Source organism: Nocardia huaxiensis (assembly GCF_013744875.1).
Lineage (GTDB): Bacteria > Actinomycetota > Actinomycetes > Mycobacteriales > Mycobacteriaceae > Nocardia > Nocardia huaxiensis.
In genome coordinates this window covers 7,455,750-7,471,755 of record NZ_CP059399.1, presented here as the reverse complement: position 1 = coordinate 7,471,755, position 16,006 = coordinate 7,455,750, and the positions used below count along the sequence as shown (strand labels likewise).

The window sequence follows — 16,006 nt, the reverse complement described above, 5'->3', positions numbered from 1 at the left end:
CATGCGCGCGGTAGTCATGCGCAATCGGAAGCTCGTGGTCGACGAGGTTCCCGAACCCGTACCCGGGCCCGGCCAGGTGCTGGTGGAAACCATCGCCTGCGGCATCTGCGGCTCCGACAAGCAGGCCCTGGACTACACCGACGAATTCCTCCAGGCCTCCCGCGACAGCGGCATCCCGACCTTCATGTTCGACCCGCACCGCGACATGGTCATGGGGCACGAGCTCGCTGCCCGGGTGATCGGCGCGGGGCCGGACACCGCGTTCGTGGAAGGCCAGAATGTGGTCGCCCTGCCGTGGGCGCTCGACAGCGCGGGCGGCATCCACGGCATCGGGTATTCGAACGACTTCCCGGGCGGCTACGGCGAACGCATGGTGTTGCAGGCCATGGCCTTGGAGCCCATCCCGGATCAGGTGCCCCCGCAGGTGGCGGCCATGACCGAACCCCTGGCGGTCGGCTTCGGCAATGTCGCGCGCACGGGCATCGGGCCGGAGGGCACCGGCATCGTGATCGGTTGCGGCCCGGTCGGATTGGGTGCGGTGGCCGCCCTGGCCGAACGTGGTGTCGCACCGATCGTGGCATCGGATCCGTCGAAACTGCGGCGTGCGGCGGCCTTGCGGCTGGGCGCGCACCGGGTCGTCGATCCGAATGCCGAAGACCCGGTGGAGGTTTGGCAGGAGCTCGCCTCGCCCGGCCAGAAACTGCATGTCTGGGTGTGTGCTTCGGTCCCGGGCCTGCTCAACGACCTCATGTACAAGGTGCCCCGCGAAACGGCGATCCTGCAGATCGGCGCGGTCATGACCGATGACGTCATCCGCCCGATAGTCGGTATCTACAAGGACATTTCGCTGCAGATGTGCATGGTCTATCCGCACGAGGAGTACGCGAAAACCCTGCATCGCATCGCGGAGGGCACCGTCGATGCGGCCTCGCTCATCACCGACGAGGTGGGCTTGGAGGGTGTCGCGGGCGCGATCGACGCGCTGCGAAATCCCGACGATCACATCCAGATCCTGGTCCGGCCCGACCTGTGAGGCTCGGGCCCGGCCTGCGCGGATCCCGGCCTGCGAGATGTGCCTCGAGGCGGTAGAGCGCCGCAACGCGATCGACGGCCGGACGGCGACATTCCGGCCGGCCGTCGATCACGTGCCGTCCCAGGGCCGAGGCGATCCGGATGTCGACTGGGATCGCATGGGCGTGCCCGGGACGCGGGAATGGGGCGACCGGCGGAGGCAGGTTCCGGTCCGTGGCGGTCGTCGCGGCGGTCGGCGGGCCACTCTTACCTGCCCGTCGCCGCTGACCGCTCGCCCCGTGTGCGGGCTCTTATTTCTTGTCGTCGAAGATGATTCGCACGGTGACGGGCGCGGTCCCGAGCGCCGCGAACGCGCGCGGCATGAACGGGGCCAGCAGCGGGATCGGCGCGAAGGTGCGGGCGCGGGCCGCCACATCGTCGTCGGGCAGGAAGGTCGCGGTGCCGGTCCGCCACCGATCACCCTGACGGACCCGAATGCGCGGATTCGCGGTGAGGTTCACGCCCCAGCCGGAGCGGGTGCCGTGCTGGCAGATCACCCACGCGCCGCCCTCGTCGAACAGCACCGACACCGGAACCCGGCGCGGCTCACCGGTTTTGCGGCCGATGGTCTCGATCTCGGTGGCCAGCGTGGTGCGGATGCCGAGCGCGCCGAGGCCGCGCACGGCCGGATTCGCGAGGTAGCGGCCCATGGCGCGTTCCCGCCGGAACTTGGCGGCGGCCTTGTCGTCGGACTTCGCCGCGGTGGAGTTCGCCGCCTTCGAGGTTCCGCCGCGCTTGCTGCGGAAGGCCTCGAAACCGTGGTGCCGCAGCATGGTTGTCGCGGTGCGCCACGGTGAGCGGTCCGGATCCGGTTCCTTGCCCGCACCCAGCAGGTGCAGTTGATCGGTGTGCCATTGCAGATCGAGCGCGCCGTCGAATGCCTTCAGATTGCCGTTGGTCTTCAACCGCGGCGGCAGGTTGAGCGAAATCGCCGGCGGGCGCAGTACATCCGTGCGCTCGGTGAGCAGATCGGCTGCGGCGGTGGGGATCACGGCGGCCGGGCGGCCCAGGCCGACCAGATCGCAGGTGCCGGTCGAGACGGCCTCGGACATGGCGGCGTGCGAACGGAATCCGCCGGTCACGGCGATCGGCACGGCGCCCGCGGCCTGCCGGGCCCGTTCGGCGTAGTCGAGGAAGTACGCCTCCCGCGCCCTCGTGCTCGCCGACGCCTGGCTCGGACGCCCCATCATGGCGGGCGATTCGTAACTGCCGCCGCTGATTTCGATGAGATCCACCTGCTCGGCGGAGAGCATCTCGATGACCACCCGCGACTCGTCCTCGGTGAACCCGCCGCGCTGGAAGTCCGCGGAGTTGAGCTTGATGCCCAGCCCGAACCCGGGGCGCACCGCCGCGCGAATGCTGCGCGCCACCTCGAGCACGAACCGCCTGCGCCGTTCGGCGTCGCCGCCCCAGGCGTCGGTGCGCTGATTCGACAGCGGGGACAGGAACTGCGACACCAGATATCCGTGCGCGCCGTGAATCTGCACGCCGTCGAATCCGGCGGCCTCGGCCACCCGGGCGGCGGCGCCGAAGCGCGCGATGATGTCGAGGATCTCGTCCTCGGTGAGTGCGCGCGGCGCGGGAATGCCGGGGATGCCCAGGGCGATCGCGGACGGGCCCACCGCGCGGTTCCGGGTCACGATCGGATTGGCCTGCCGCCCAGGGTGATTCAACTGCACCCAGACCTTGGCCCCGCCGTCCTTGGCGGCCTTGGCCCAGCGGGTGAGCGCGTCCAGATCCCGCTCGTCCTCCATGGCCACATTGCCGGGCTCGCCGCAGTGGCGGCGGTCGACCATCACATTGCCGGTGACGATGAGCCCGTACCCGCCTTCGCTCCAGCGCGAGTACAGCCGCACGAGCCGCTCGTCCGGGGCGTTGCCGGCGGTGCCGAGGCCCTCGCTCAGGGCCGATTTCATGATCCGGTTCGGCAGCACCTGGCCGCTTGCCAGCGGCAGGGGATCGTGCAGGGTCGGCATGCTGGGCCTCGATTCATCGGTGAAGAGGTCTGGCGACGGGCTACACTCGGGGGTAGACCAATCGGTATATGCGAAACGGTAGTACACCGATCGGTGTACTGCAAGGAAGGAGAGTGTCATGGGAGCCCGCGACCGGCTCATCGACAGCGCCATCGCACTCATGCGCTGCAAAGGCATCGCCGGCACCGGCATCGCCCAGCTGCTCGAGCACAGCGGCATCTCCCGCCGATCGGTCTACCTCAACTTCCCCGGCGGCAAATCCGAACTCGTCGCCGAGGCCACCCGCACCGCGGGCAATACCATCAGCGCGCTGCTGCGCACGGCGACCGCGGGCACGGACCTGGCCACCATCATCGCCGCCTTCCCGGCCATGTGGAAGGAAGTGCTCGTCTCCAGCGACTTCACCGCCGGCTGCCCGGTCGTCGCCGCCGCCCTCGGCCGCTCCGAGTCCCAGGAGGCCGCCGACGCCGCGGGCGAGATCTTCACCGAATGGGAAGACATCCTCGCCGAACGCCTGCGCGCCGAGAACGTCGAGCCCGAGACCGCGAAATCCCTGGCCACCACCATTATCGCGGCGGTGGAGGGCGCGGTCGTCATATCCCTGGCCACCCGCACCACCGCGCCCCTGGAACGCACGGGCAAACAGATCTCCGATCTGGTCGCCGTCCACACCGGCAAGAAGTCGCCCGCCGTCGTCTAGCGCCGCGCCGAGTGGGACCTCATGGCGGCATCGCCCGAGAGCCGGCTCACCTCAGGTCCCGCTCGGCGTCGGCGAGGGCGCGTTCGATCTCGTGCAGGTTCGGGATCGACGCGCTGGCGCCGAGTTTCGTGGTGGCCAGCGCACCTGCCGCGCAGGCCCAGGCGAGCGCCGTCGCGGGGCCCGCGTGCCAGTGCGCCGCCAGCGTGCCGGTGAACGTGTCACCGGCACCCGTGGTGTCGACGACCTCGACCCGAATTCCCGGATGGGAGAGGCTGATTCCGTCCGGGCCCCGATAGGTCGCGCCCGCCGCGCCGAGGGTGGTGATCACGTGCGGAACCGCGTCCAGCGCCGCGCCGATACTCGCCGACTCGCCCTCGTTGACCACCGCGATATCGGCCGCCGCCCACACCTCGGCCGGAAGGTCCTGTACGGGAGAGGGATTGAGCACCACCGTGGTCTCATGATCCCGGGCGTGCCGCATGGCCGCGAGGACGGCCGGCACCGGAATCTCCAACTGGCACAGCAGCACATCCGCCTCGGCAATGAGCGCCAGATCAGCCGCGGCCAGGGCTGTCATGCGTGAATTCGCCCCGCCCACAACGATTATGGTGTTCTCGCCCGCCCCGTCCACCACGATGGCGGCGATCCCGCTCGGCCCCTTCACCTGTCGCAGCCGCGTCACCCCCACGCCCGCGTCGGCCAGCACCCGCCGCAGCTCCCCGGCGAACACGTCGTCGCCGACCGCCCCGATGAAGTCCACCTCGGCCCCGGCCCGTCGTGCGGCAATGGCCTGATTCGACCCCTTCCCGCCGGGCACCAGCGCGAAATCCTCGCCGCTGACCGTCTCCCCGGGTGCGGGCCGCCGCCCCACCGTGGTCACCAGATCCATATTGATGCTGCCCACCACCACGATTCGCGCCATGCCCGGAACGCTAGCCGTCCCGTCGCGCCCCCACCTACGACTCGCCGCGGCGGAGCTGAGTGCTCGGCCGCGGCGTGAGTGGGTCGGTGATAGTCAGCCCTGCAGGGCTTCGACGGCGGCGATGGCCGCCGGGCTGATCGGATCGAGCAGGTCGTCGAAGTCGTGATGCTTCTTCACATATGCCGCCACGAACGGGCAGATGGGCACGATGCGCAGCCCTGCCGCCCGGGTGTCCTCCAGCGCGGCCCGGATCAGGGTCGAGCCCAGCCCGTGTCCGGCGAACCGGTCGTCCACCTCGGTGTGGAAGAAGATGCGATCCGGGCCCTGATCCACGTAGGCGGTGAGCCCGGCGCGTTCGCCGTCGAAGGTGATCGCGTAGTGCTCCGGCCGCGCCTCGGTCACGCGCGTCACGGTGGTCTCGAATTGCGCTGCGGCCTTGCCGGTTTCGCTCATGACTCCTCGCTTTCGGTCGCTTCGATCCGGGGTGGGTGCGCTCAGCTCTGCTGCACGACCTCGATACCGAGGGTAAGGGTGATCTTGTCGCCGATGACCGCGCCGCCGTCGGCGAGCGGCATGTCGATGGTGATGCCGAAGTCGCGGCGGTTGATCACGGTGGTGGCCTCGAAGCCGGCGACCGGACCCTGGCCCATGCCCGGGTTCACGCCCAGGAACTCGACGTCCAGGGTGACCGGGTGGCTGGTGCCCGCGATGCTGAACTCGCCGTCGACCCTGAAGTCCTCGCCCTCCACGCGGAAGCCGGTGGACTTGAAAGTGGCCACGGGGAAGTTCTCCGCATTGAAGAAGTCGGCGGTGCGCAGGTGGGCGTCGCGCTGCGGGTTGTCGGTGCTCACCGAATCGACGCGGATCTCGGCGGTGGCGCTGGCCGCGCCGTCCTCGCCGATGACCAGGTTGCCGGAGAAGTCGGTGAAGCGCCCGCGAATCTTGCTGACCATCAGGTGGCGTACGGAGAACCCGAGGGTCGAGTGCACGGCATCGATGGCCCAGGTGCCGGGGGTGAGCTTGGTGGCGGTGCTGGCGGTCATTGCGAACTCCTCGTCAGAGTGGTGGATGCGGAAACCAAATTACCACTGTTTGTGGACATGGCAACCAACAGGTCGATCATCTGACGTATTCCCGGGGTGGGCCGGGCTACTCGATCTGGCCGTCGACCTCGGTCGCGGCCAGTTCGAACGCCTCGGCGGCGCGCGTGAAGTAGTCGACCAGCACCGCGCGCTGCTCGGGCGAGTAGCCCATGATGATCTCGCCGATGCGCTTGCGGGCCGGCGCGAGCGCCTTGTCGATCTCGTAGGGCTGATCGACGGGCTCGACGATGACCTTGCGGCGATCTCCGGGATCCGAGGCGCGGCGCACATACCCGCCCTGTTCGAGGCGGTCGATGAGCCGGGTCGTCGGCCCGGTGGTGAGGCCGGTGCGGGCGCCCAGTTCGCCCGGCGTCATGGCCCCGTTCAATTCCAGGATGTTCAGCGCGTAGAGGTCGGTCGCGCCGAGGCCGACGGCGCGTGCGCCCGCTTGGGCATGCAGCACAACGGAACTCAGGTAGCGGCGGAAGGTCGCGCTGAGGTCGGCGACTTCCTCGGGTGTTGACACGAGTCGACCCTTTCTCCTAATCTCTTCGTCAACGAAGAGAAATCTTCTGAGAAGAAAAATCTCCTAAGCAGAGAGTAGCACGAAGGGTTTCCCGCCATGACCACCACTGACACCACCGCCATCCGCGCGATCATCGAGCGCAGCCGGGACGCCTGGAATCGCGGCGACGGCACGGCCTATGGCGCCTGCTTCACCGCCGATGCCACCGATGTCACCTTCGTCGGCACCGTCTACCACGGCGGCGAGGAGATCGGCCGCGCTCACCAGGTGTTGTTCGACAGCTTCCTGAAGGGCACGCGGCTCACCGTCGACATCGTGGAGATCCGTCGCTACGGGGCCGATACCGCCGTCGTCCTGACACGCGGTGATGTCGGTAAGGGGGAGCCGAAGAAGCTTGGAAAACTGGCCACCTACACCGTGATTCGCGAATCCGACGGGCAATGGCGGATCGCCGCGGTGCAGAAGACACAGCGCAAGCCGCTGATGGAGGCGATCAGCTTCGCATTCAAGCCCGCCAGTCGCCCAGCGGCGCGTTGATGTCGCCACCCCGTGGTACCAGCGCTCGTGTCGCGCCGGTAGAGGCGAATCAGGCGCGGGCGTCGGCGGATCCGGGGGGTGAGGGTTCCAGCGGGGGAGCGGCAACCGGGCAGTTCACGCGGCATTGCGGCGCGGCCGCCGGGGGAGCGGTGCGCAGCGCGTCGTCCCGCACCGTGAAGAAGGCCAGCGCCGCGGCCGCGACCATGAGCACGACGCACACGAGCACCGCTATCCGGAACCCGTGCGCGAAATCGCCCGGATTCGTGTAGGCCGCACCCGTGAGCCCCGCCAGCGGCGGAATCGCCGCCACCGCAAGCAGACCCGCGGCGCGTGCCACCGCATTGTTGACCCCGCTCGCGACTCCGGCGTGCCGCTCGTCGGCCGTAGCCAGGACCGTTGCCGTCAATGGCGCGACAGCGAGCGTGAGCCCCGCCCCGAAAACCACTGCCGCGGGCAACACCACGCCCACATACGAGGTCTGCTCCCCGATGCGCGTCATCAGCAACATCCCCGCCGCGGATAGCAGCACCCCCACGGTGATCGGCCACTTCGGCCCGATCCGCTGGGCCAGCGCGCCCGCCCGCGCCGAGAACAACAGCATCAGCACCGTCACCGGCAACATGGCCGTTCCCGCCGCGATCGGGCTGAATCCCGCCACCACCTGCAAGGTCAGCACCAGCAGGAAGAACACCACACTCATGGCCCCGTACATGACGAAGGTGACCACATTGATCGCCGTGAACTGTTTGGAGGCAAAGACATCCACCGGCAGCATGGCCCGTGGCTGCCTGTGTTGCGGGGCCGAGCGCCGCCGCTCCACCACCACGAACGCGATCGCCGCGGCGATTCCCGCCACCGCGCTGCCGATCACCAGGGGCATGTTCGCCTCCGTCTCCGGAGCCTCGGTCAACGCGTAGGTGACCCCCGCCAGGCAGGCCGCCGCCAGCACCGCTCCCAGCACATCGAACTTCCCCGTGGCCTCGGGATCCCGCGTCTCCGGCACATGCCGCACCGCCACCGCGATGACCACCGCGGCCAACGGCAGATTCAAGAGGAACACCCACCGCCACCCCGCGAAATCCACCAGCCATCCGCCGAGGAACGGCCCGATCGCACCCGCGACCCCGCCCAGCCCCGACCAGGCTCCGACCGCGCGAGCCCGATCCTCCGGCACGAACGAAGCCTGAATGATCGCCAGCGATCCCGGCGTCAACAGCGCCCCACCCACCCCCTGCAACGCCCGAGCCGCGATCAGCATCGAAATATCCTGCGCCACACCACACAACGCCGACGCGACCGCGAACCACACCACCCCGACCACGAACACCCGCCGTCGCCCGAACCGATCCCCGAGCGACCCGCCCAGCAGAATCAACCCGGCTAACGTCAACGTGTAGGCATTGACCGTCCACTGCAACCCCGCCATCGAGGCCCCGAACTCGTCCCCGATCCGCGGCAGCGCCACATTCACCACGGTCGCGTCCAGCATCGCCATCCCCGACCCCAGGACGGTAGCCAGCAAAACCCAACGCCCCACCCCAGAAGACAACCGGATACCCGTGGCCATGCCCCCCACCGTAATCCGCGCCGCCGACATCGCCCCCCGCCCACATTCGGCGTGCCCCGAAACCTCGGCCTCCGAGGTTGGCCGGGCTGCACGGGAAGGTGGCCGGGGCCGGTCAGTAGGCTGTAGCCATGACAGCAGGAACTGCCGCTGACGTGGACAACGTTCGCGAGGTTGTGCACGAGGCGGCGCGCCGGGGCCGGGTCGCGTCGCGGGCGCTCGCACAGTTGACCACTGCGGAGAAGAACACCGCACTGCACGCCGCCGCGGATGCGCTTCTGGGTGCGAAGGACGCGATTCTGGCCGCCAATGGCGAGGACATCGAGATCGCCAAGGCGGGTGGAACCGCGGAGGCGCAGCTGGATCGGCTGCGGCTCACCGAGGCTCGGATCGATGGGATCGCGGCGGGGCTGCGGCAGGTCGCCGGGCTGCCGGATCCGGTCGGTGATGTGGTGCGCGGGTCCACGCTGCCCAACGGGCTCGAGATCCGTCAGGTGCGGGTGCCGCTCGGCGTGGTCGGAATGGTGTACGAGGCGCGGCCGAATGTGACAGTCGACGCGTTCGGACTGGCCTTGAAGTCGGGGAACGCGGCGCTGCTGCGCGGGTCGTCCTCGGCGGCGCGGTCCAATGCGGCGCTCGTCCGGGTGCTGCGGGAAGCTCTTGACGCGCAAGGGATTCCGGCCGATGCGGTGCAGCTGCTGCCCGCCGAGGACCGGTCCAGCGTCACCCACCTGATCCAGGCGCGCGGGCTCGTCGACGTGGTGATCCCGCGCGGCGGGGCCGGGCTGATCAATGCGGTGGTGCGGGACGCGACGGTGCCGACCATCGAGACCGGGACCGGCAACTGCCATGTGTTCGTGCACAAGGACGCCGATCTCGATATGGCGGAGAGCATCCTGATCAATGCCAAGACCCGGCGGCCGAGCGTGTGCAATACCGCCGAGACGGTGCTGATCGACAAGGCCATTGCCGAGACGGCGGTGCCGCGGATGATCAAGGCCCTCGAAGCCAAGGGCGTCACCATTCACGGCGATCTGCCGGGGCTGGTGCCCGCGACCGATGCCGACTGGGCGGATGAATACCTGTCCCTGGATATCGCACTCAAGGTCGTCGACGACCTGGATGCCGCGATCGAGCACATCAACGAGTGGGGCACCGGGCACACCGAGGCCATCGTCACCGGTGACCTGAAGGCCGCGCGCGAATTCACCGGCCGGGTGGACGCCGCCGCCGTCATGGTCAACGCCTCCACCGCCTTCACCGACGGGGAGCAGTTCGGTTTCGGCGCCGAGATCGGCATCTCCACGCAGAAGCTGCACGCCCGCGGTCCGATGGGCCTGCCGGAGCTCACCTCCACCAAGTGGATCGTGTGGGGCGACGGCCAGACCCGGCCCGTGTAGCACCCCCGGACCCGGTACCGGCAGAATGCCAATAGGCAGCCGGTACACACCGGACGAGCAGGACGGAACGGGCAGGTCGCGCAGTGGTCGCGACCGGCCCGCCCGGTAGGAAGGACAGCACTGGTGGCTCCGACAACCGCACCCACGCAGGAGCCGATCTTCTCGTCGGTCGACGATGTGATCGAGCGCCTCGCCGGCACCGGCTATCTGGCCGACAAGGCCACCGCCACTTCGGTTTTCCTCGCCGACCGGCTCGGCAAGCCACTGCTCATCGAGGGCCCGGCCGGTGTCGGCAAGACCGAGCTGTCCAAGGCCGTCGCGCAGGTCGCGGGCGCGGAACTGGTGCGGTTGCAGTGCTACGAGGGCGTCGACGAGGCCCGCGCGCTGTACGAGTGGAACCACGCCAAGCAGATCCTGCGCATCCAAGCCTCCTCCGAGAACGATTGGGCCGAAACCAAAGCCGACGTCTTCACCGAGGAATTCCTGCTCTCGCGCCCGCTGCTGACCGCCATCCGGCGCACCGAGCCCACGGTCCTGCTCATCGACGAGACCGACAAGGCCGACGTCGAGATCGAGGGCCTGCTGCTCGAGGTGCTCAGCGACTTCAGCGTCACCGTGCCGGAACTGGGCACCATCACCGCCACCCGCAAACCGTTCGTGGTGCTCACCTCCAACGCCACCCGCGAACTGTCCGAGGCGCTCAAGCGCCGCTGCCTCTACCTGCACATCGACTTCCCCGACGAGGAACTCGAGCGCCGCATCCTGGCCAGCCGGGTCCCGGAGCTCAAGCCGGCCGTGGCCGCCCAGCTGGTGCGGATCGTGCACGTGCTGCGCGGCATGCAGCTCAAGAAACTGCCGTCGGTGGCCGAGACCATCGACTGGGCGCGCACCCTGCTGGCCCTGGGCGCCAAGGACGTCGACGACAAGACCGTGCGGGCGACGCTCGGCGTGGTGCTCAAGCATCAGGCCGACCATCAGCGCGCGCTGTCCGAGCTGAAGCTGGCCTGACGTCATGGCCGGGGTACCGAATACACCCCGCGGGCTGGTGTCGGCCGCCGTGCGGGCGGTCTCGGGCGGCACACCCGCCAAACCCGCGGTGACACCGGGGCCGACTGCTGAGCACGGACTGTCCGGGCATCTGGTCGGCTTCGTGGAAGCCTTGCGCGCCAGGGGAATTCCGGTCGGGCCGTCCGAAACCGTGGACGCCGGACAGGTTCTCACCGTTCTCGACCTGATGGACCGCGAAGCCGTGCGCGAGGGCCTGGCGTGTGCGCTGCTGCGCCGCACCACCCAGCGCAAGACCTTCGACGGCATGTTCGACCTGTGGTTCCCGGCCGCGCTGGGTGAACGGCTCGGGGCCGACGAGATCGAAATCCCGCACCGCCCAGACGGTTCCGTGGACATCATCCAGCTGCGGCAGCTGCTGGCCGACCTGCTCGTGCAGGAGCCGTCGCCGGAGCAGGCGCAGCAGTTGCAGGCTCTCGCCGCGCAGATGGTTGAGCAGATGGGCCAGTATCAGGCCGCGGGCGGGCCGTCGTTCTCGGCGTACCAGACGCTCAAGGATGTGCAGCCGGAGATTCTGGTGAGCAAGATCCTCGCCGGGCTCTCGCAGGGCATGGACACCTCCGACTTCGACACCGAGGTCTTCCGGCGTTCCGCCCGGGAACGCATCAAGGAATTCCGCGGCACCGTGGAAGCCGAAACCCGCCGCCGCGTCGCCGAACGCATCGGACGCGAACGCGTCGCCACCTACGGCGTGGCGCGGCAGGCCGAGGACGCCGACTTCCTGCGCATCTCCCAGAACGAACTCGACGAGCTGCGGCGCAGCAGCCAGCGACTGGCGCGAGTGCTGGCCTCCCGCTTGGCCGCTCGCCGCCGCCGCGGCCGGCGCGGGGAGATCGACCTGCGCAAGACCCTGCGCAAATCCATGTCCACCGGCGGCGTGCCCATCCACCTGGAAACCCGCAAGCCGCGCCCGGGCCGTCCGGATCTCGTTCTGCTGTGCGATATCTCGGGCTCGGTGGCCGGATTCTCCAGCTTCACCATGGTGCTGGTGAACGCGCTGCGCGAACAGTTCTCGCGGGTGCGGATTTTCGCCTTCGTGGACCGTGTGGACGAGGTCACCCACCTCTTCGACGCCACCACGCCGCTCGACCAGGTGACCAAGCGCATCTTCACCGAAACCCAGGTCGTCGGCCTCGAAGGCCACTCCGACTACGGTTCCGCCATCGAAGGTTTCGCCGAGAACTTCGCCGACGCCGTCACCAGCCGTACCTCCCTGCTCATCCTCGGCGACGCGCGCACCAACTACCGCGACCCGGCCCTGGCCACCCTGCACCAGCTCGTCGGCACCGCCAAACACGCCTACTGGCTCAACCCGGAAGCCGAGAAGATGTGGGGCACCGGCGATTCCGCCGCCAAGAAGTACGCCGAGATCATCGAGATGCACGAATGCCGGTCCGCCCGCCAGCTGACCGCCGTGGTGGGCCGCCTGCTACCCATCTGAGGACGACGCGAAATCCGCACCGCCCGTTGGCTGGACCATTGGTCGGCCATTAGCGAGGCATTGGCGCGCACCCGCATCGTGGACACATGACGCGAGAAGCCGTCCACTATCTGCTCGCCGCGCTGATGGTCGTGTTCGCCGTGTGCGCGGGCCGGGTCATCGCCCATGCCGCGCCGGGCGAGTTCTACAACACGTCCTATACGAAGCAGGGCACCAACTATCTCGTCGAGGTGCCCAATGTCGGCATCGACGGCGTGGACGGGCCGCTCCACAACGCCCGCAAGGACTTCGACAACAATATGGACGGGCACGCCGACCGGTTCATCGCCACCTACGTGGGCGAGCACGTGTCCCTCATGCCCGCCGCCAACTACCTGTACCTGGGCGACCACGTACTGAGCGGCAAGATCGGCGTCAACGTCTATCAGGAGGGCGTGGTCGAGGGCTTCGAGGACTACGCCACCCACAACACCAATACCGTGACCGGCGAACCGATCTCACTACTGGACCTGTTCACCGATCTGGACAGCGGGTTGCAGGCGCTGTCGTATCACTCGCAGGCCCTGCTGGATTCGACCTACGGCGTCGACGGCTACGACCGGACCGCGGCAGAACCTCGCTACGCCAACTTCCACAATTGGGCCGTGGCGGTGGACGGCATGCGCATCTACTTCGGAGACATCGCCTCCCACGCCGCCGGCAATGTGATGATCACGTTGCCGTGGAACGTATTCCACGACGTCTTCAACCCCGCCATGGCCGAGGTGATCGGGGCCTGACTCACTCCTGCGGCCCGAGCTCCACCACCGTGCCCGGATGCGCCAGCGACGCCACCGTGATCCGCCCACCCTTCGCCTGATCGATGATCTGCCCCTGCCAGGCCACGAAGCAGGAAGCGGCCTCGCTGTTGTAGACGCTGTTCAACACCGGAGCCAGCGCCTTCGCGAAATCCCCCTCGGCAGCGATGAGCTGACCGCGATACGGACCGTAGTACGGCAGAATCGCCTCCAGCACAACAGCTTCCACCGCCTGCACCCGAGCGATGATCGGATCGATCAACGGCTGATTCCGCGTGATCAGCGGCGCGATCTCCGCCAGCACCGGCCCGGCCAGTTGCAGCACCGGCTGATACACCGCCCCCAGCGCGAACGCCTCCGACGAGAACGGCCCCGCCAGCGGAGCCAACCCGATCAGCGACGCCAACCCACCCTGCTGCTTCGGCGCGGGCCACCCCAGCGGGCACGCGGGCTGAGTGTTCACGGTGGTCGTCGCGAACGGACTCGCCGCCCCCAACGGTACCGACCCGTTGAGCCCCGTGCCCTCTCCCAAGGCGGTCTCTGTGGCCGGAGAAGTGCTCTGACCCAGCGGAACCGATGCATTCGGGCCACCCAGTGGCACAGCGGCATCAGGGGCCGGTGCGCCCGCCGGAACAGCTCCCGCAATGGGCGCACCCTGGCCCGGAACGGTCGCGCCCGGCACTGCTGCGCCCGGGGCAACCGAGGCGTCCGCGCCGGATTCGGTCCCGGCGCCGGCCGTTGCGGGTGGCGTCTCGGCAGCCACCAGGGCCGTGGATAGTGCTGCGGCGGTGCTCGATTCGACAGCTGCTGGATCGTCGGAGCGCAGCGCCAAGGTGGTGACGGCGGCGGCGCTGCCGACCACTGTGAGCGCGGCAATGGCGCGGAAGGCAATGACCAAGGACGGTCGCCTGGTCCTAGCGGTGGTGGTCATGGGGACTCCTGCGGAAGTAGCTGGACAGCCCACGAGGGGCTGGTGGAACCGGTCGATGCGCCGGTGTGGTGATCCGGTGGCCGAGTTGCGTCATTTCGCCGCCGGTGTGGCTGCGGCGGAAGGCGGGGCCGTCGGCGCGGTGTCGGGTTCGAGGACGCCTTCGAGGTGCCAGACGCCGGTGAAGCCGTTGAAGGGGCCGCCGACGATCAGGCTGGTCCATTGCAGGGTGAAGGCGCGGGTTTCGGGGTTGTAAGTGCCGGTGGCGGAGGGGCCTTGGGCGGCATCGGCTTTGGGTTGGTCGAACCAGCGGTTGGCGACCCAGTCGTAGACGCGCTGGAACTGTTCGGCGCCCGCCACCTGTGCACCGGCCTTCTCGGGTGGTTTGGGTGCGCCCTGGTTGAATTCCTGGTCGTTCCAGGAGGCGGCCCAGGAGGAGAGGTCGGCGGTGAGCTTGCCGTTGTCGTTGGTCACCGTGGGTGGGGGCACGGCGCGCTGGGTTTGCGGGTCGGTCGGGTTGGTCGAGATGCCGAACTCGACGGCGAAGAACCTGGTGGGCTTGGTGATCGAGGCCGCGAGCGAATCACCGTGGGCGAAACCGGGGTTGGGCTCGCTTTGATATCCGCCGATGCGCAGACCGCCCGCGGTGCCCGGTTCCAGCAGGGTGGTGGAGCCGCCCTGGGCAGGGGAGTCGCCATTGGGCATGTACGGGCCGTTCTCCGGGGTGCCGCCCGGCTGCACCATGCGGAACCACGTGCCGGACACCGAATCTCCGCTCACCGCACCGGGAGTGAAGCGCAGTAGCCCGGTGAGCTGTTCCGGTCCGGTCGACGCCGGTTCGGAATCACCGCCGCAACCGGCCAGCAGGGTGGTGAGGAGGGCGGCGGTGGCGGCCACCGTCGCCAGCGCACGCGTCTGCGCGCGCTGTGTCAGGACGCTCACGTCGGATCACCTTCAGTGGAATGAGCTGCGCCGGAATCGGTTCGCGGGATCCGCGCGCTGGAGTCGGCCGGCCGCCGCCACAGACCCGCCAGTGCTACGCCGAGGACTGCGACGCCCGGAATCAGAAAGCCCCAGCCGAGGCCGTGAAAGGCGGTGAACCCCAGCGGCTTCGTCGAATTATTCAGCGCCACAACGGCATCGAAGTTGCGAATATTGTCGTTGAGCACGCCCACCAGTGCGGCGAACCGCGCGGTCATGGGCTGCCAGCTCGTTTCCAGCGCGGTGATGCCGGTCAGGTCGGCGTCGGGGTGCGTTTCACGCACCGCAGCGACGTAGCGGCTGTTCAGTTCGCCGTCGGCGGCCACCAGGATGACGAAATAGCCCTGTATCTCCCGAACTTTCTGGTGGGTGAGGATCGGCCGGAAACTGTCGATGACCGGTTGTGCCGCAGGCGCGGCCCGGAACAACCCGCCGGTGAGCGGCACCGCCAGCAGCCCGAGCGCGGCGAGCACGGCCAGGCTGTACCAGATTGTCCCGCGCTCGCTGTCACCCGCCGCCCGGTATCCGAACAGCCCGGCGGTGATCAACAGCAGTCCCGCGAGCGCGAGCAGCCACGGCAGTGATCCGAAAGATGTTGTGCTCGACAGCTTCCCGAAACTCTCCCGATTGCCGTCGATCGAATCGAGCATCCCGGTCAGGTCGCTGCGAATCCCCGGATAGTCCCGTACGAATGTCTCGACCCGCTCGAAACGCCCCGGCTGCTGCGAATTGGCCTGCAAAGCAAGCACATTGGCCCGCGCATCGTCGAGCACCCGCAGATCATCCCGATATCCCGCGATGCTCTGCGCGCTCACATACGGCTGGAACGCGTCGATCATGGCCTCGCCCTTGATCGCTCGCGGGAACATTCCCGTCACCAGCGGAGCCGCCACCAGCAACACGCCGATCACCGTCAGCACCGCGAACGGCCAGCGCCGCCCCGCCCGCACCGACTCCTGCTCGACCTGCGAGACAAAGTCCCCGTAGGCCGGCAGCGAGGACACGGTGGTCATCGC

At 68.6% G+C, this 16,006-nt stretch carries 16 protein-coding genes and 1 pseudogene; 7 read left to right on the top strand and 10 right to left on the bottom strand.

From position 1 onward, the window contains the following. The first annotated feature begins 1 nt into the window (after position 1). Positions 2-1,033: a zinc-binding dehydrogenase gene (locus H0264_RS34210; RefSeq protein ID WP_181581365.1), complete on the top strand. Its 1,032-nt coding sequence runs from the start codon at positions 2-4 to the stop codon at positions 1,031-1,033. 289 nt (positions 1,034-1,322) lie between these two features. On the opposite strand, the gene H0264_RS39265 is transcribed toward H0264_RS34210, so the two are convergent. Continuing rightward, complete coding sequence (locus tag H0264_RS39265) at positions 1,323-1,721, bottom strand: nitroreductase family deazaflavin-dependent oxidoreductase (RefSeq protein ID WP_338040164.1); 399 nt, start codon at positions 1,719-1,721, stop codon at positions 1,323-1,325. Between the two features lie 357 nt (positions 1,722-2,078). Beyond that, positions 2,079-3,047 (bottom strand): annotated as a pseudogene (locus H0264_RS39260) (NADH:flavin oxidoreductase/NADH oxidase family protein); the annotation flags it as partial. 118 nt (positions 3,048-3,165) lie between these two features. Between H0264_RS39260 and H0264_RS34200 the strand changes: the two are divergent. Beyond that, positions 3,166-3,747 (top strand): TetR/AcrR family transcriptional regulator, encoded by a 582-nt coding sequence (locus H0264_RS34200; RefSeq protein WP_181581363.1) that lies wholly within the window; start codon positions 3,166-3,168, stop codon positions 3,745-3,747. A gap of 46 nt (positions 3,748-3,793) precedes the next feature. Here the strand turns inward: H0264_RS34200 and H0264_RS34195 are convergent, their stop codons facing one another. From H0264_RS34195 to H0264_RS34180, 4 genes are all read right to left on the bottom strand, one after another. Continuing rightward, complete coding sequence (locus H0264_RS34195) at positions 3,794-4,669, bottom strand: ribokinase (RefSeq protein ID WP_181581362.1); 876 nt, start codon at positions 4,667-4,669, stop codon at positions 3,794-3,796. Between the two features lie 93 nt (positions 4,670-4,762). Then, positions 4,763-5,122, bottom strand: a complete 360-nt coding sequence (locus H0264_RS34190) for a GNAT family N-acetyltransferase (protein WP_181581361.1) — start codon at positions 5,120-5,122, stop codon at positions 4,763-4,765. Positions 5,123-5,163: 41 nt separating this feature from the next. Then, positions 5,164-5,712 carry a YceI family protein gene (locus tag H0264_RS34185; protein ID WP_181581360.1) on the bottom strand — a complete coding sequence of 183 codons (549 nt, stop codon included), beginning with the start codon at positions 5,710-5,712 and terminating at the stop codon, positions 5,164-5,166. 106 nt (positions 5,713-5,818) lie between these two features. Then, positions 5,819-6,277 (bottom strand): MarR family winged helix-turn-helix transcriptional regulator, encoded by a 459-nt coding sequence (locus H0264_RS34180; protein WP_181581359.1) that lies wholly within the window; start codon positions 6,275-6,277, stop codon positions 5,819-5,821. Between the two features lie 96 nt (positions 6,278-6,373). Here H0264_RS34180 and H0264_RS34175 point away from each other — a divergent pair, with 96 nt between their 5' ends. Beyond that, the gene (locus H0264_RS34175) at positions 6,374-6,814 is read left to right on the top strand and encodes an SgcJ/EcaC family oxidoreductase (protein ID WP_181581358.1); all 441 of its coding nucleotides are present in this window, start codon (positions 6,374-6,376) and stop codon (positions 6,812-6,814) included. A 49-nt stretch (positions 6,815-6,863) separates the two neighbouring features. Here H0264_RS34175 and H0264_RS34170 read toward each other — a convergent pair whose 3' ends face one another. Then, positions 6,864-8,381: an MFS transporter gene (locus H0264_RS34170; RefSeq protein ID WP_181581357.1), complete on the bottom strand. Its 1,518-nt coding sequence runs from the start codon at positions 8,379-8,381 to the stop codon at positions 6,864-6,866. A gap of 128 nt (positions 8,382-8,509) precedes the next feature. Here H0264_RS34170 and H0264_RS34165 point away from each other — a divergent pair, with 128 nt between their 5' ends. The 4 genes from H0264_RS34165 to H0264_RS34150 all read left to right on the top strand — a co-directional run bounded on the left by H0264_RS34165 (position 8,510) and on the right by H0264_RS34150 (position 13,063). Beyond that, complete coding sequence (locus H0264_RS34165; RefSeq protein ID WP_181581356.1) at positions 8,510-9,778, top strand: glutamate-5-semialdehyde dehydrogenase; 1,269 nt, start codon at positions 8,510-8,512, stop codon at positions 9,776-9,778. A 123-nt stretch (positions 9,779-9,901) separates the two neighbouring features. Continuing rightward, entirely contained in the window at positions 9,902-10,786 is an 885-nt protein-coding gene (locus H0264_RS34160) for an AAA family ATPase (RefSeq protein WP_231084461.1), read from the top strand. 4 nt (positions 10,787-10,790) lie between these two features. Then, positions 10,791-12,284, top strand: a complete 1,494-nt coding sequence (locus H0264_RS34155) for a vWA domain-containing protein (RefSeq protein WP_181581355.1) — start codon at positions 10,791-10,793, stop codon at positions 12,282-12,284. Between the two features lie 86 nt (positions 12,285-12,370). Then, positions 12,371-13,063 (top strand): RsiV family protein, encoded by a 693-nt coding sequence (locus H0264_RS34150; protein ID WP_181581354.1) that lies wholly within the window; start codon positions 12,371-12,373, stop codon positions 13,061-13,063. Position 13,064: 1 nt separating this feature from the next. On the opposite strand, the gene H0264_RS34145 is transcribed toward H0264_RS34150, so the two are convergent. The 3 genes from H0264_RS34145 to H0264_RS34135 all read right to left on the bottom strand — a co-directional run bounded on the left by H0264_RS34145 (position 13,065) and on the right by H0264_RS34135 (position 16,003). Next, entirely contained in the window at positions 13,065-14,012 is a 948-nt protein-coding gene (locus H0264_RS34145) for a hypothetical protein (protein ID WP_181581353.1), read from the bottom strand. A 90-nt stretch (positions 14,013-14,102) separates the two neighbouring features. After that, entirely contained in the window at positions 14,103-14,951 is an 849-nt protein-coding gene (locus H0264_RS34140; RefSeq protein ID WP_420832012.1) for a hypothetical protein, read from the bottom strand. Beyond that, positions 14,948-16,003 carry a hypothetical protein gene (locus tag H0264_RS34135; RefSeq protein WP_181581352.1) on the bottom strand — a complete coding sequence of 352 codons (1,056 nt, stop codon included), beginning with the start codon at positions 16,001-16,003 and terminating at the stop codon, positions 14,948-14,950. Before H0264_RS34135 ends, H0264_RS34140 begins: the two co-directional genes overlap by 4 nt. Positions 16,004-16,006: the final 3 nt, after the last annotated feature.

Excerpts from the sequence above, each read along its gene's own strand:
- H0264_RS34155 (WP_181581355.1), top strand. The coding sequence starts at position 10,791 with ATGGCCGGGGTACCGAATACACCCCGCGGGCTGGTGTCGGCCGCCGTG.
- H0264_RS34170 (WP_181581357.1), bottom strand. The coding sequence starts at position 8,381 with ATGGCCACGGGTATCCGGTTGTCTTCTGGGGTGGGGCGTTGGGTTTTG.
- H0264_RS34195 (WP_181581362.1), bottom strand. The coding sequence starts at position 4,669 with ATGGCGCGAATCGTGGTGGTGGGCAGCATCAATATGGATCTGGTGACC.
- H0264_RS34135 (WP_181581352.1), bottom strand. The coding sequence starts at position 16,003 with ATGACCACCGTGTCCTCGCTGCCGGCCTACGGGGACTTTGTCTCGCAG.
- H0264_RS34175 (WP_181581358.1), top strand. The coding sequence starts at position 6,374 with ATGACCACCACTGACACCACCGCCATCCGCGCGATCATCGAGCGCAGC.
- H0264_RS34145 (WP_181581353.1), bottom strand. The coding sequence starts at position 14,012 with ATGACCACCACCGCTAGGACCAGGCGACCGTCCTTGGTCATTGCCTTC.
- H0264_RS34200 (WP_181581363.1), top strand. The coding sequence starts at position 3,166 with ATGGGAGCCCGCGACCGGCTCATCGACAGCGCCATCGCACTCATGCGC.
- H0264_RS39265 (WP_338040164.1), bottom strand. The coding sequence starts at position 1,721 with ATGGGCCGCTACCTCGCGAATCCGGCCGTGCGCGGCCTCGGCGCGCTC.
- H0264_RS34185 (WP_181581360.1), bottom strand. The coding sequence starts at position 5,712 with ATGACCGCCAGCACCGCCACCAAGCTCACCCCCGGCACCTGGGCCATC.
- H0264_RS34150 (WP_181581354.1), top strand. The coding sequence starts at position 12,371 with ATGACGCGAGAAGCCGTCCACTATCTGCTCGCCGCGCTGATGGTCGTG.
- H0264_RS34190 (WP_181581361.1), bottom strand. The coding sequence starts at position 5,122 with ATGAGCGAAACCGGCAAGGCCGCAGCGCAATTCGAGACCACCGTGACG.
- H0264_RS34210 (WP_181581365.1), top strand. The coding sequence starts at position 2 with ATGCGCGCGGTAGTCATGCGCAATCGGAAGCTCGTGGTCGACGAGGTT.
- H0264_RS34165 (WP_181581356.1), top strand. The coding sequence starts at position 8,510 with ATGACAGCAGGAACTGCCGCTGACGTGGACAACGTTCGCGAGGTTGTG.